This is a genomic window from Klebsiella sp. 141203 (assembly GCF_032601985.1).
GTDB classification, from domain to species: Bacteria; Pseudomonadota; Gammaproteobacteria; order Enterobacterales; family Enterobacteriaceae; genus Klebsiella; species Klebsiella aerogenes.
On sequence record NZ_JAQIRL010000004.1, the window covers coordinates 477756 to 490100 of the forward strand.

Sequence of the window (12345 nt, forward strand, 5' to 3'; positions counted from 1 at the left end):
GTAGAGCAAAATGGCGGTACGTAAACGTTTTATTGCCGGCGCAAAATGCCCGGCGTGCCAGGCGCAGGATTCACTGGCGATGTGGCGCGAGAATAATGTCGATATTGTTGAGTGCGTTAAGTGCGGACATCAGATGCGCGAGGCCGATAAAGAGGTCCGCGAACACGTTCGCAAAGAAGAGCAAGTGATCGGCATTTTTCATCCGGACTAGCGTTATCTGTCGCCTTTTTTTAAGCTAGAGGGTACACGGCTGCAGAATTCCGCTACAATCTGCGCCACTATTCTTCCCATGCTCAGGAGATATCATGAAAGTAGCAAAAGACCTGGTGGTCAGCCTGGCCTATCAGGTACGTACAGAAGACGGTGTGTTGGTTGATGAGTCTCCGGTGAGTGCGCCGCTGGACTACCTGCATGGTCACGGTTCCCTGATTTCCGGCCTGGAAAACGCATTAAACGGCCACGAAGTGGGCGATAAATTTGATGTCGAAGTCGGCGCGAATGACGCGTACGGCCAGTATGACGAAAACCTGGTTCAGCGCGTTCCTAAAGACGTCTTCATGGGCGTTGACGAACTGCAGGTTGGCATGCGCTTCCTGGCTGAAACCGACCAGGGTCCGGTACCGGTAGAAATCACTGAAGTCGGCGACGATTTCGTGGTGGTTGACGGCAACCACATGCTGGCTGGCCAGAATCTGAAGTTCAACGTAGAAGTTGTCGCCCTGCGCGAAGCCACTGCAGAAGAGCTGGAACACGGTCACGTACACGGCGCTCATGGTCACGATCACGATCATGACCACGGTCATGACGGCTGCTGCGGCGGCCACGGCCACGATCATGGTCACGACCATGAACATGGCAAAGGTGGTTGCGGTAACGGCGGTTGCGGTTGCCACTAATGGCGTCGCGTTCGCGCGAATAGCCAAAAAAGCGGGGAAACCCGCTTTTTTTACGTCTCAATAATGCGGAGGCGGCGTCTCTTCAGACTGTGACGCGATGTGCGACGGCTGTGTCGCTTTCAGTTTTTCGATCATCAAGCGCATATGTTCGCGCATTTTGGCCATTTCTATTTCATGCGCCGTGACGGTTTTGTTGAGGTCCTCGATGGTGATCTCCTGAAACGCCAGTCGGCTTTCCAGTTCCGCCAGACGCGTCTCCATTGTGCTATCGTTCATAGGTCGCCTCTTCTGTCTTGTTTGCGGGCGGATTCTACTCAAGTTTCCGCGTTAACGCAGCATCGTAACGTCAGAGAGGAAACTAATTCATACAAAAATAGTCTGAAATGAGGCGATATTCAGGTAGGTCCGTATGTAGATTTGTTCTGCAACGTTCTATAGTACGTTTTTTGCTTTTTATGATAACCCTGGGGTGAGATGCCCCGGCCCTGGAGAAATGGATGAAATCACTGTTTAAAGTAACGCTGCTGGCGACCACGATGGCCGTTGCCCTGAATGCACCGCTGACCTTTGCTGCCGATACCGCAGCGAAAGCTGCACCGGCGGCGGACAGCAAATCGGCATTTAAAAATGACGATCAAAAATCCGCTTATGCGCTGGGTGCATCCCTCGGCCGTTACATGGAAAACTCCCTGAAAGAACAAGAGAAGCTGGGTATCAAACTGGATAAAGACCAGCTGATCGCCGGCGTGCAGGATGCGTTTGCCGATAAGAGCAAACTGTCCGACAAAGAAATTGAAACCACTCTGCAGTCCTTTGAGACCCGCGTGAAAACCGCCGCTCAGCAGAAGATGGAAAAAGATGCGACCGAGAACGATGCTAAAGGCAAAGCGTTCCGTGACGCCTTCGCTAAAGAGAAGGGCGTGAAAACCTCTAAATCCGGCCTGATGTATAAAGTCGAGAAAGCCGGTACCGGCGATGCGCCGAAAGACAGCGATACCGTCGTGGTGAACTACAAAGGTACGCTGATCGACGGTAAAGAGTTCGATAACTCTTACACCCGCGGCGAGCCGCTCTCTTTCCGTCTTGATGGCGTTATCCCTGGCTGGACCGAAGGCCTGAAAAACATCAAAAAAGGCGGCAAAATCAAGCTGGTCATCCCACCGGATCTGGCTTACGGCAAAACTGGCGTTCCGGGTATCCCGGCTAACTCTACGCTGGTATTCGATGTAGAACTGCTGGACATCAAACCGGCTCCGAAGGCTGATGCTAAGCCAGAAGCCGCTGCCGAAGCACCGGCTGCAGACGCTAAGAAGTAATCTGCCATAAGCCGCCGCCTTCAGGGGCGGCGGCTTTTTTATTGGCAGCAGATATAATTAAAACTGGAAAATTCCTCAGGCGCTGTATTACTTTAGATAGCTTAATAATGATGATGAGCCTGCCCTGACGATAACGACAGGCTCCTGAAAAGGAGTGCTTTTTTACATGTCCAGGTCGCTTTTAACCAACGAAACCAGCGAGCTTGACCTGCTGGATCAACGTCCTTTCGACCAGACCGACTTCGATATCCTAAAATCCTATGAAGCGGTGGTGGACGGGTTAGCGATGCTCATTGGTTCCCATTGTGAAATCGTGCTGCACTCACTGCAGGATTTAAAATGCTCCGCTATTCGTATCGCTAACGGTGAACACACCGGCCGCCAAATTGGCTCGCCGATTACCGATCTGGCGTTACGTATGCTGCACGATATGACGGGAGCAGATAGCAGCGTATCGAAGTGCTATTTTACCCGCGCGAAAAGCGGCGTGCTGATGAAATCGGTGACTATCGCTATTCGCAACCGGGAACATCGGGTGATTGGTCTGCTGTGTATCAACATGAACCTTGATGTCCCGTTCTCGCAGATTATGAGCACCTTTATTCCACCGGAAACGCCGGAAGTGAACTCTCAGGTTAACTTTGCCTCGTCGGTGGATGATCTGGTGGCGCAAACGCTGGAGTTCACCATTGAAGAGGTGAATGCCGATCGCAACGTATCGAATAACGCGAAAAACCGCCAAATCGTGCTGAATCTATACGAGAAAGGCATCTTCGATATCAAAGATGCGATTAACCAGGTAGCCGATCGCCTGAATATCTCTAAACACACGGTGTACCTCTACATCCGCCAGTTTAAAAGCGGTGATTTCCAGGGGCTCGATAAGTAATGCGTTTTGCCATCACCGTAACCGGGCCTGCCTACGGTACTCAGCAGGCCAGTAGCGCGTGGCAGTTTGCGCAGGCGGTTATTAACGCAGGGCATGAACTGGCCTGCGTATTTTTCTATCGTGAAGGGATCTACAACGCTAATCAGCTGACGGCCCCCGCCAGCGATGAGGTAGACCTGGTGCGTCACTGGCAGCGCCTGCATGATGAACATGCCGTTGCGCTGCACATTTGCGTGGCAGCCGCGCTACGTCGCGGCGTGACCGATGAACGCGAAGCGCAGCAGCTTGGCTTGCCGGCGCATAATCTGCAGCCGGGATTCACCTTAAGCGGGCTAGGCGCACTGGCTGAAGCGTCGTTAACCTGCGATAGAATGGTGCAGTTCTGATGAAACGCGTGGCTTTCGTATTTTCTTCCGCGCCGCACGGCAGCGCAGCCGGTAGGGAAGGGCTGGACGCCTTACTGGCGACCTCGGCCCTCACCGACGACCTCGGCGTCTTCTTTGTCGGCGACGGCGTGTTTCAGATTATCCCTGGCCAGCAGCCGGGAAAAATCCTCGCCCGTGATTATATCGCCACCTTCAGGCTGTTATCGCTGTATGACATCGAACAGCGCTGGTTATGCGCGGCGTCTGCCCGCGAACGCGGCCTGGCCGCCGATACGCCGTGGGTGGTGGATGTAGAAAGCCTCGAGCCAGAGGCGCTGCGCGCCCGGCTTGATGAGTTCAACGTGATTCTACGATTCTGAGGCCCAGATGCTCCACACTCTAAGCGTCTCTCCATGGCATGTCGATATCGACGCGATGCTGCGTCTGGTGAAGGCAGGCGACGATCTGCTCCTGCTCTCCGATGGCGTGGTCGCGGCGATTGACGGCGGCCGTTTCCTTGAAATCCTGCAATCCGCCCCCATAACCCTACATGCTCTGCAAGACGATATCGAAGCCCGCGGGCTGGCTGGTCAAATTGCGGACAGTGTCGTCAGGGTTGGCTATACTGATTTCGTCAGTCTTACGGTCAAACATGAAGGTCAGTTGGCCTGGTAATGGCGGGATCGTTGTATATTTCTTGACACCTTTTCGGCACCGCCCTAAAATTCTGCGTCCTCATATTATATGAGGCGATTTATTACGTGTTTACGAAGCAAAAGCTAAAACCAGGAGCTATTTAATGGCAACAGTTAACCAGCTGGTACGCAAACCACGCGCGCGCAAAGTTGCAAAGAGCAACGTGCCGGCGCTGGAAGCCTGCCCGCAGAAACGTGGCGTATGTACTCGCGTATATACCACCACTCCTAAGAAACCGAACTCCGCACTGCGTAAAGTTTGCCGTGTGCGTCTGACTAACGGTTTCGAAGTCACCTCCTACATCGGTGGTGAAGGTCACAACCTGCAGGAGCACTCCGTGATCCTGATCCGTGGCGGTCGTGTTAAAGACCTTCCGGGTGTTCGTTACCACACCGTTCGTGGTGCGCTTGACTGCTCCGGCGTTAAAGACCGTAAGCAGGCTCGCTCCAAGTACGGCGTGAAGCGTCCTAAGGCTTAATGGTTCTCCGTTAAGTAAGGCCAAACGTTTTATATTAATGTCAAACTAAACTCTTTGAGTTTTGGACAATCCTGAATTAACAACGGAGTATTTCCATGCCACGTCGTCGCGTCATTGGTCAGCGTAAAATTCTGCCGGATCCGAAGTTCGGATCAGAACTGCTGGCTAAATTTGTAAATATCCTGATGGTAGATGGTAAAAAATCTACTGCAGAAACTATCGTATACAGCGCGCTGGAGACCCTGGCTCAGCGCTCTGGTAAAACTGAACTGGAAGCCTTCGAAGTTGCGCTCGAAAACGTGCGCCCGACTGTCGAAGTTAAGTCCCGCCGCGTAGGTGGTTCTACTTATCAGGTTCCAGTTGAAGTACGTCCGGTTCGTCGTAATGCTCTGGCAATGCGTTGGATCGTTGAAGCTGCTCGTAAACGCGGTGATAAATCCATGGCTCTGCGCCTGGCGAACGAACTCACTGACGCTGCAGACAACAAAGGTACTGCAGTTAAGAAACGTGAAGACGTTCACCGTATGGCCGAAGCCAACAAGGCGTTCGCACACTACCGTTGGTAATCCCTTCGGAGTCATAGTCACCAGGCGGGCGTTTCAGATGAGTCGCCCGCTCTGGATAACTTAACTGAACGCCTAAAGAAATAAACGAGGAATCAAATGGCTCGTACAACACCCATCGCACGCTACCGTAACATCGGTATCAGTGCGCACATCGACGCCGGTAAAACCACTACTACCGAACGTATTCTGTTCTACACCGGTGTAAACCATAAAATCGGTGAAGTTCATGACGGCGCCGCTACCATGGACTGGATGGAGCAGGAGCAGGAACGTGGTATCACCATCACTTCCGCTGCGACTACTGCATTCTGGTCTGGTATGGCTAAACAGTATGAACCGCACCGTGTAAACATCATCGACACCCCGGGGCACGTTGACTTCACTATCGAAGTAGAACGTTCCATGCGTGTTCTTGATGGTGCGGTAATGGTTTACTGCGCAGTTGGTGGTGTTCAGCCGCAGTCTGAAACCGTATGGCGTCAGGCAAACAAATATAAAGTTCCACGCATTGCGTTCGTTAACAAAATGGACCGCATGGGTGCGAACTTCCTGAAAGTTGTTGGTCAGATCAAAACCCGTCTGGGCGCGAACCCGGTTCCGCTGCAGCTGGCAATTGGTGCTGAAGAAGGTTTCACCGGTGTTGTTGACCTGGTGAAAATGAAAGCCATCAACTGGAACGAAGCTGATGCAGGCGTTACCTTCGAATACGAAGATATCCCGGCTGACATGCAGGAACTGGCTGACGAATGGCACCAGAACCTGATCGAGTCCGCTGCGGAAGCTTCCGAAGAGCTGATGGAAAAATACCTGGGTGGCGAAGAACTGACTGAAGAAGAGATCAAAAAAGCTCTGCGTCAGCGCGTTCTGAACAACGAAATCATCCTGGTAACCTGTGGTTCTGCGTTCAAGAACAAAGGTGTTCAGGCGATGCTGGATGCGGTAATTGATTACCTGCCATCCCCGATCGATGTTCCGGCAATCAACGGCATCCTGGACGACGGTAAAGATACCCCGGCTGAGCGTCACGCAAGCGACGAAGAGCCGTTCTCTGCACTGGCGTTCAAAATCGCTACCGACCCGTTCGTTGGTAACCTGACCTTCTTCCGTGTGTACTCTGGTGTGGTTAACTCTGGTGATACCGTACTGAACTCCGTGAAAGCTGCACGTGAGCGTTTCGGTCGTATCGTTCAGATGCACGCTAACAAACGTGAAGAGATCAAAGAAGTTCGCGCGGGCGATATCGCTGCCGCTATCGGTCTGAAAGACGTAACCACTGGTGACACCCTGTGTGACCCGGATGCGCCGATCATTCTGGAGCGTATGGAATTCCCTGAGCCGGTAATCTCCATCGCCGTTGAGCCGAAAACCAAAGCTGACCAGGAAAAAATGGGTCTGGCTCTGGGTCGTCTGGCTAAAGAAGACCCGTCATTCCGCGTATGGACTGACGAAGAGTCTAACCAGACCATCATCGCCGGTATGGGTGAACTGCACCTCGACATCATCGTTGACCGTATGAAGCGTGAATTCAACGTTGAAGCGAACGTCGGTAAACCTCAGGTTGCTTACCGCGAAGCGATTCGCCAGAAAGTTACCGATGTTGAAGGTAAACACGCCAAGCAGTCTGGTGGTCGTGGTCAGTACGGTCACGTTGTGATCGACATGTACCCGCTGGAGCCGGGCTCTAACCCGAAAGGTTACGAGTTCATCAACGACATTAAAGGTGGTGTAATCCCTGGCGAATACATCCCGGCCGTTGATAAAGGCATCCAGGAACAGCTGAAAGCTGGTCCGCTGGCTGGCTACCCGGTAGTTGATATGGGTATCCGTCTGCACTTCGGTTCTTACCACGACGTTGACTCCTCTGAGCTGGCGTTTAAACTGGCCGCTTCTATCGCCTTTAAAGAAGGCTTTAAGAAAGCGAAACCAGTTCTGCTTGAGCCGATCATGAAGGTTGAAGTAGAAACTCCGGAAGAGAACACCGGTGACGTAATCGGTGACTTGAGCCGTCGTCGCGGCATGCTGCGCGGTCAAGAATCTGAAGTAACTGGCGTTAAGATCCACGCTGAAGTTCCGCTGTCTGAAATGTTCGGATATGCAACTCAGCTGCGTTCTCTGACCAAAGGTCGTGCATCATACACCATGGAATTCCTGAAGTATGATGATGCGCCGAACAACGTTGCTCAGGCCGTTATTGAAGCCCGTGGTAAATAATCCACAGGATTAAAACCTAAGTCCCGTGCTCTCTCCTCAGGGGAGAGCACTATAGTAAGGAATATAGCCGTGTCTAAAGAAAAATTTGAACGTACAAAACCGCACGTCAACGTTGGTACTATCGGCCACGTCGACCATGGTAAAACTACTCTGACCGCTGCAATCACCACCGTACTGGCTAAAACCTACGGCGGTGCTGCTCGCGCATTCGACCAGATCGATAACGCGCCGGAAGAAAAAGCTCGTGGTATCACCATCAACACTTCTCACGTTGAATATGACACCCCGACTCGCCACTACGCACACGTAGACTGCCCGGGCCACGCCGACTATGTTAAAAACATGATCACCGGTGCTGCTCAGATGGATGGCGCGATCCTGGTTGTTGCTGCGACTGACGGCCCGATGCCGCAGACTCGTGAGCACATCCTGCTGGGTCGTCAGGTAGGCGTTCCGTACATCATCGTGTTCCTGAACAAATGCGACATGGTTGATGACGAAGAGCTGCTGGAACTGGTTGAGATGGAAGTTCGTGAACTGCTGTCTCAGTACGATTTCCCGGGCGACGACACTCCGATCGTTCGTGGTTCTGCTCTGAAAGCGCTGGAAGGCGACGCAGAGTGGGAAGCGAAAATCATCGAACTGGCTGGCTTCCTGGATTCTTACATCCCAGAACCAGAGCGTGCGATTGACAAGCCGTTCCTGCTGCCGATCGAAGACGTATTCTCCATCTCCGGTCGTGGTACCGTTGTTACCGGTCGTGTAGAGCGCGGTATCATCAAAGTTGGTGAAGAAGTTGAAATCGTTGGTATCAAAGAAACCGCGAAAACCACCTGTACTGGCGTTGAAATGTTCCGCAAACTGCTGGACGAAGGCCGTGCGGGCGAGAACGTAGGTGTTCTGCTGCGTGGTATCAAACGTGAAGAAATCGAACGTGGTCAGGTACTGGCTAAGCCGGGCAGCATCAAGCCGCACACCAAGTTCGAATCTGAAGTGTACATCCTGTCCAAAGACGAAGGCGGCCGTCATACTCCGTTCTTCAAAGGCTACCGTCCGCAGTTCTACTTCCGTACTACTGACGTGACTGGTACCATCGAACTGCCGGAAGGCGTAGAGATGGTAATGCCGGGCGACAACATCAAAATGGTTGTTACCCTGATCCACCCGATCGCGATGGATGACGGTCTGCGTTTCGCAATCCGTGAAGGCGGCCGTACCGTTGGCGCGGGCGTTGTAGCTAAAGTTCTGGGCTAATTCGTTAGCTTTGAATTAAAAAGGGCGCTTCGGCGCCCTTTTTGCTGTCTATAATTTGGTGATAAGCCGCGATGGTTTAAATATTCATAAAGTGCGCCACTACGGATAATTAATAAACAGCCTATTGTAATCATAACTATTCTCATTTAAACTTTGTGCATAAATTGAACGGGAGTTTATATGTACGTTTGTTTGTGCAATGGCGTAAGCGATAAAAAAATCCGTCAGGTTGTGCGTCAATTTCAACCGCAATCTTTTCAACAATTACGCAAGTTTATTCCCGTTGGAAATCAATGCGGTAAGTGCGTCCGCGCGGCACGTGAAGTGATGGAAGATGAATTAACCAGCATGCCGGAATTCAAAGAAATCGCCTGATCGCGACCCTTCTCTTTTTGACATCCTTATAGCCCGGACTACGCTTCAATAAGTGGAAGCGGAGGGACTTTATAATGAAAGGTGATGTCAAAATCATAAGTTATCTCAATAAATTATTGGGAAACGAACTGGTTGCTATTAACCAGTATTTTCTTCATGCAAGAATGTTCAAGAACTGGGGCCTGATGCGCCTCAACGATATTGAATACCATGAATCTATCGATGAGATGAAACACGCCGATAAGTACATCGAGCGTATATTGTTTCTTGAAGGCCTGCCTAACCTGCAGGATCTTGGCAAACTTGGCATCGGTGAGGATGTCGAAGAAATGTTGCAGTCTGACTTAAGGCTGGAGCTGGAAGGCGCGCAAAACCTGCGTGAGGCAATCGCCTATGCCGACAGCGTTCACGATTATGTCAGTCGCGATATGATGATTGAAATCCTTGCCGATGAGGAAGGCCATATTGACTGGCTGGAAACCGAGTTAGATCTGATTGGCAAAATCGGTCTGCAAAATTACCTTCAATCGCAGATCAAAGTGTCAGACTAGCGAACGTCTGCCACCCGCACCAAAAACCCGCTGCAGTCAGAAATGGCCCAAACGGCAGCGGGTTGTTCAATCCCCCTCGTTGTTGCTTATACTTCCCAATCAACGCCAATGTCATCCATGTCATACCGGCAACCAAAGATGCGACCAACACCAGTTGTGGCAACTTTTGCCAGCCGTGCCAGGCGCCGAGGGCGGCAAGATATTTAACGTCGCCGTAGCCTAAACCCTCATATCCGCGAAGCCCGCGATATAGCCAATAGAGCAGGGCAAAAAAAAGATAGCCGGCAATTGCCCCCCAGACGGCATCTTCAAGCCGCTGCGGCGCCAGACACAGGTAAAAAACAAAACCGCTCCACAGCAGGGGACAGGTGAGCCTGTCGGGAAGAAGACCGCGAAGCAGGTCCTGCCGGCATAACGCCAGGGTTAATCCACAATAACAAACTAAGAAGGGAAGGACGGTAAGCATGGAACACTCCTGTTCGGGGATAATGCGCTCACTTTGCTTATCGTCGCGCGTTAGCGCAAAGCGCATTTGTGCAAGATGGATGGCTGCTTCCTGACTTATTTATCGTGTTATTGCATTGCCGAGCGCCTACGCGAGAAGACGCGCAAATTGTGGTGATGATTTTCTAATCAGCACTTGCGTCGCGCCTGAATTTGCGTATAATGCGCGGGCCTGTCAAAATTGACGGCCGGTTCGATATGAGCCCTGGTAGCGCAGTTTGCTACCTAACAATGTTCCCAATCGGGGAACTCTGTAAGAACGGTTACACTCTCCCATCAATCGTAATGGGTATGAGGAGTAATCATTTCGTCTATAAAATAATTGGAGCTCTGGTCTCATGCAGAACCAAAGAATCCGTATCCGCCTTAAAGCGTTTGATCATCGTCTGATCGATCAATCAACCGCGGAAATCGTCGAGACTGCTAAGCGCACTGGTGCGCAAGTCCGTGGTCCGATCCCGCTGCCGACCCGCAAAGAGCGTTTCACCGTTCTGATCTCTCCGCACGTCAACAAAGACGCGCGTGATCAGTACGAGATTCGTACTCACAAGCGTCTGGTTGACATCGTTGAGCCAACTGAAAAAACCGTTGATGCTCTGATGCGTCTGGACCTGGCTGCCGGTGTAGACGTGCAGATCAGCCTGGGTTAATCAGGTCATCGAGCGATTGAGAGGTTGATACAATGATTGGTTTAGTCGGTAAAAAAGTGGGTATGACCCGCATCTTCACTGAAGATGGCGTCTCTATCCCAGTAACCGTTATCGAAGTTGAAGCAAACCGCGTTACTCAGGTTAAAGATCTGGCTAACGATGGCTATCGCGCTGTTCAGGTTACCACTGGTGCTAAAAAAGCTAACCGTGTAACTAAGCCGGAAGCTGGTCACTTTGCTAAAGCTGGCGTAGAAGCTGGCCGCGGCCTGTGGGAGTTCCGTCTGGCAGATGGTGAAGAATACACCGTTGGTCAGAACATTAGCGTTGAACTGTTTGCTGACGTTAAAAAAGTTGACGTAACCGGTACCTCTAAAGGTAAAGGTTTCGCTGGTACCGTTAAGCGCTGGAACTTCCGTACCCAGGACGCTACCCACGGTAACTCCTTGTCTCACCGCGTTCCGGGTTCTATCGGTCAGAACCAGACTCCGGGCAAAGTGTTCAAAGGCAAGAAAATGGCAGGTCAGCTGGGCAACGAACGCGTTACTGTTCAGAGCCTGGACGTAGTACGTGTTGACGCTGAGCGCAACCTGCTGCTGGTTAAAGGTGGTGTTCCGGGTGCAACCGGCTGCGACCTGATCGTTAAACCAGCTGTGAAGGCGTAAGGGGATAGCAATGGAATTAGTATTGAAAGACGCGCAGAGCGCGCTGACTGTTTCCGAAACTACCTTCGGTCGTGATTTCAACGAAGCGCTGGTTCACCAGGTTGTTGTTGCTTATGCAGCTGGTGCGCGTCAGGGTACTCGTGCTCAGAAGACTCGTGCTGAAGTAACTGGTTCAGGCAAAAAGCCATGGCGCCAGAAAGGTACCGGCCGTGCGCGTTCAGGTTCTATCAAGAGCCCGATCTGGCGTTCCGGTGGCGTAACCTTCGCTGCTCGTCCGCAGGACCACAGTCAAAAAGTTAACAAGAAGATGTACCGCGGCGCGCTGAAAAGCATTCTGTCCGAACTGGTACGTCAGGATCGTCTGATCGTTGTCGAGAAGTTCTCTGTAGAAGCGCCTAAAACTAAGCTGCTGGCTCAGAAACTGAAAGACATGGCTCTGGAAGATGTGCTGATCATCACCGGTGAGCTGGACGAGAACCTGTTCCTGGCCGCACGTAACCTGCACAAGGTTGACGTACGCGATGCGACTGGTATCGACCCGGTTAGCCTGATCGCCTTCGACAAAGTCGTAATGACTGCTGATGCTGTTAAGCAAGTTGAGGAGATGCTGGCATGATTCGTGAAGAACGTCTGCTGAAGGTGCTGCGCGCACCGCACGTTTCTGAAAAAGCGTCTACTGCGATGGAAAAAACCAACACCATCGTTCTCAAAGTTGCTAAAGACGCGACCAAAGCAGAAATCAAAGCTGCTGTGCAGAAACTGTTTGAAGTCGAAGTCGAAGTCGTTAACACCCTGGTAGTTAAAGGGAAAGTTAAACGTCACGGACAGCGTATCGGTCGTCGTAGCGACTGGAAAAAAGCTTACGTCACCCTGAAGGAAGGCCAGAATCTGGACTTCGTCGGCGGCGCTGAGTAAGTCGGAGGAGTAATACA

The 12345-nt window shown here is 51.8% G+C and carries 19 protein-coding genes; 17 read left to right on the top strand and 2 right to left on the bottom strand.

The genetic code is table 11. The annotated features are described in order from the left end of the window. Positions 1-10: 10 nt before the first annotated feature. Positions 11-211, top strand: coding sequence for a YheV family putative zinc ribbon protein (locus PGR29_RS18705; RefSeq protein ID WP_004106389.1), 201 nt, complete (start codon positions 11-13; stop codon positions 209-211). 94 nt (positions 212-305) lie between these two features. Beyond that, entirely contained in the window at positions 306-896 is a 591-nt protein-coding gene (slyD, locus tag PGR29_RS18710; protein WP_015369410.1) for a peptidylprolyl isomerase, read from the top strand. 57 nt (positions 897-953) lie between these two features. On the opposite strand, the gene PGR29_RS18715 is transcribed toward slyD, so the two are convergent. Further along, complete coding sequence (locus PGR29_RS18715) at positions 954-1172, bottom strand: protein SlyX (protein ID WP_015369411.1); 219 nt, start codon at positions 1170-1172, stop codon at positions 954-956. A 221-nt stretch (positions 1173-1393) separates the two neighbouring features. Between PGR29_RS18715 and fkpA the strand changes: the two genes are divergently transcribed. The 11 genes from fkpA (at position 1394) to bfr (ending at position 9597) form a co-directional block, all read left to right on the top strand. Continuing rightward, entirely contained in the window at positions 1394-2212 is an 819-nt protein-coding gene (fkpA, locus tag PGR29_RS18720) for an FKBP-type peptidyl-prolyl cis-trans isomerase (RefSeq protein WP_015369412.1), read from the top strand. A 166-nt stretch (positions 2213-2378) separates the two neighbouring features. Next, positions 2379-3101 (top strand): helix-turn-helix transcriptional regulator, encoded by a 723-nt coding sequence (locus PGR29_RS18725; RefSeq protein ID WP_004868391.1) that lies wholly within the window; start codon positions 2379-2381, stop codon positions 3099-3101. Continuing rightward, the gene (gene tusD, locus PGR29_RS18730) at positions 3101-3487 is read left to right on the top strand and encodes a sulfurtransferase complex subunit TusD (protein WP_213317285.1); all 387 of its coding nucleotides are present in this window, start codon (positions 3101-3103) and stop codon (positions 3485-3487) included. Before PGR29_RS18725 ends, tusD begins: the two co-directional genes overlap by 1 nt. Then, positions 3487-3846 carry a sulfurtransferase complex subunit TusC gene (tusC, locus tag PGR29_RS18735; protein WP_316425103.1) on the top strand — a complete coding sequence of 120 codons (360 nt, stop codon included), beginning with the start codon at positions 3487-3489 and terminating at the stop codon, positions 3844-3846. The genes tusD and tusC overlap by 1 nt, the downstream gene beginning before the upstream one ends. 7 nt (positions 3847-3853) lie before the next feature. Beyond that, complete coding sequence (gene tusB, locus PGR29_RS18740) at positions 3854-4141, top strand: sulfurtransferase complex subunit TusB (RefSeq protein WP_316425104.1); 288 nt, start codon at positions 3854-3856, stop codon at positions 4139-4141. A gap of 124 nt (positions 4142-4265) precedes the next feature. Beyond that, positions 4266-4640 (top strand): 30S ribosomal protein S12, encoded by a 375-nt coding sequence (rpsL, locus tag PGR29_RS18745; protein WP_000246815.1) that lies wholly within the window; start codon positions 4266-4268, stop codon positions 4638-4640. 95 nt (positions 4641-4735) lie between these two features. Further along, on the top strand, positions 4736-5206 hold the full coding sequence (gene rpsG, locus PGR29_RS18750) for a 30S ribosomal protein S7 (protein ID WP_015369416.1): 471 nt from the start codon (positions 4736-4738) through the stop codon (positions 5204-5206). 96 nt (positions 5207-5302) lie between these two features. Further along, positions 5303-7417 carry an elongation factor G gene (gene fusA, locus PGR29_RS18755; protein ID WP_015369417.1) on the top strand — a complete coding sequence of 705 codons (2115 nt, stop codon included), beginning with the start codon at positions 5303-5305 and terminating at the stop codon, positions 7415-7417. A 69-nt stretch (positions 7418-7486) separates the two neighbouring features. Then, complete coding sequence (gene tuf, locus PGR29_RS18760; RefSeq protein WP_015369418.1) at positions 7487-8671, top strand: elongation factor Tu; 1185 nt, start codon at positions 7487-7489, stop codon at positions 8669-8671. A gap of 180 nt (positions 8672-8851) precedes the next feature. Then, on the top strand, positions 8852-9046 hold the full coding sequence (gene bfd / locus PGR29_RS18765) for a bacterioferritin-associated ferredoxin (protein WP_015369419.1): 195 nt from the start codon (positions 8852-8854) through the stop codon (positions 9044-9046). A 74-nt stretch (positions 9047-9120) separates the two neighbouring features. Beyond that, complete coding sequence (gene bfr, locus PGR29_RS18770) at positions 9121-9597, top strand: bacterioferritin (RefSeq protein WP_015369420.1); 477 nt, start codon at positions 9121-9123, stop codon at positions 9595-9597. Here the strand turns inward: bfr and PGR29_RS18775 are convergent. Further along, positions 9581-10063 (bottom strand): prepilin peptidase, encoded by a 483-nt coding sequence (locus PGR29_RS18775; RefSeq protein WP_143115456.1) that lies wholly within the window; start codon positions 10061-10063, stop codon positions 9581-9583. The genes bfr and PGR29_RS18775 overlap by 17 nt on opposite strands. Before the next feature lie 376 nt (positions 10064-10439). On the opposite strand from PGR29_RS18775, the gene rpsJ reads away from it, so the two are divergent. From rpsJ to rplW, 4 genes are read left to right on the top strand one after another with little or no spacing between them, the layout of a single operon-like run. Further along, positions 10440-10751: a 30S ribosomal protein S10 gene (gene rpsJ, locus PGR29_RS18780; RefSeq protein ID WP_001181005.1), complete on the top strand. Its 312-nt coding sequence runs from the start codon at positions 10440-10442 to the stop codon at positions 10749-10751. A gap of 32 nt (positions 10752-10783) precedes the next feature. Next, positions 10784-11413, top strand: a complete 630-nt coding sequence (gene rplC, locus PGR29_RS18785) for a 50S ribosomal protein L3 (RefSeq protein WP_003031117.1) — start codon at positions 10784-10786, stop codon at positions 11411-11413. 10 nt (positions 11414-11423) lie between these two features. Further along, complete coding sequence (gene rplD, locus PGR29_RS18790; RefSeq protein ID WP_000424395.1) at positions 11424-12029, top strand: 50S ribosomal protein L4; 606 nt, start codon at positions 11424-11426, stop codon at positions 12027-12029. Beyond that, complete coding sequence (gene rplW / locus PGR29_RS18795) at positions 12026-12328, top strand: 50S ribosomal protein L23 (RefSeq protein ID WP_000617546.1); 303 nt, start codon at positions 12026-12028, stop codon at positions 12326-12328. The genes rplD and rplW overlap by 4 nt, the downstream gene beginning before the upstream one ends. Positions 12329-12345 lie beyond the last annotated feature (17 nt).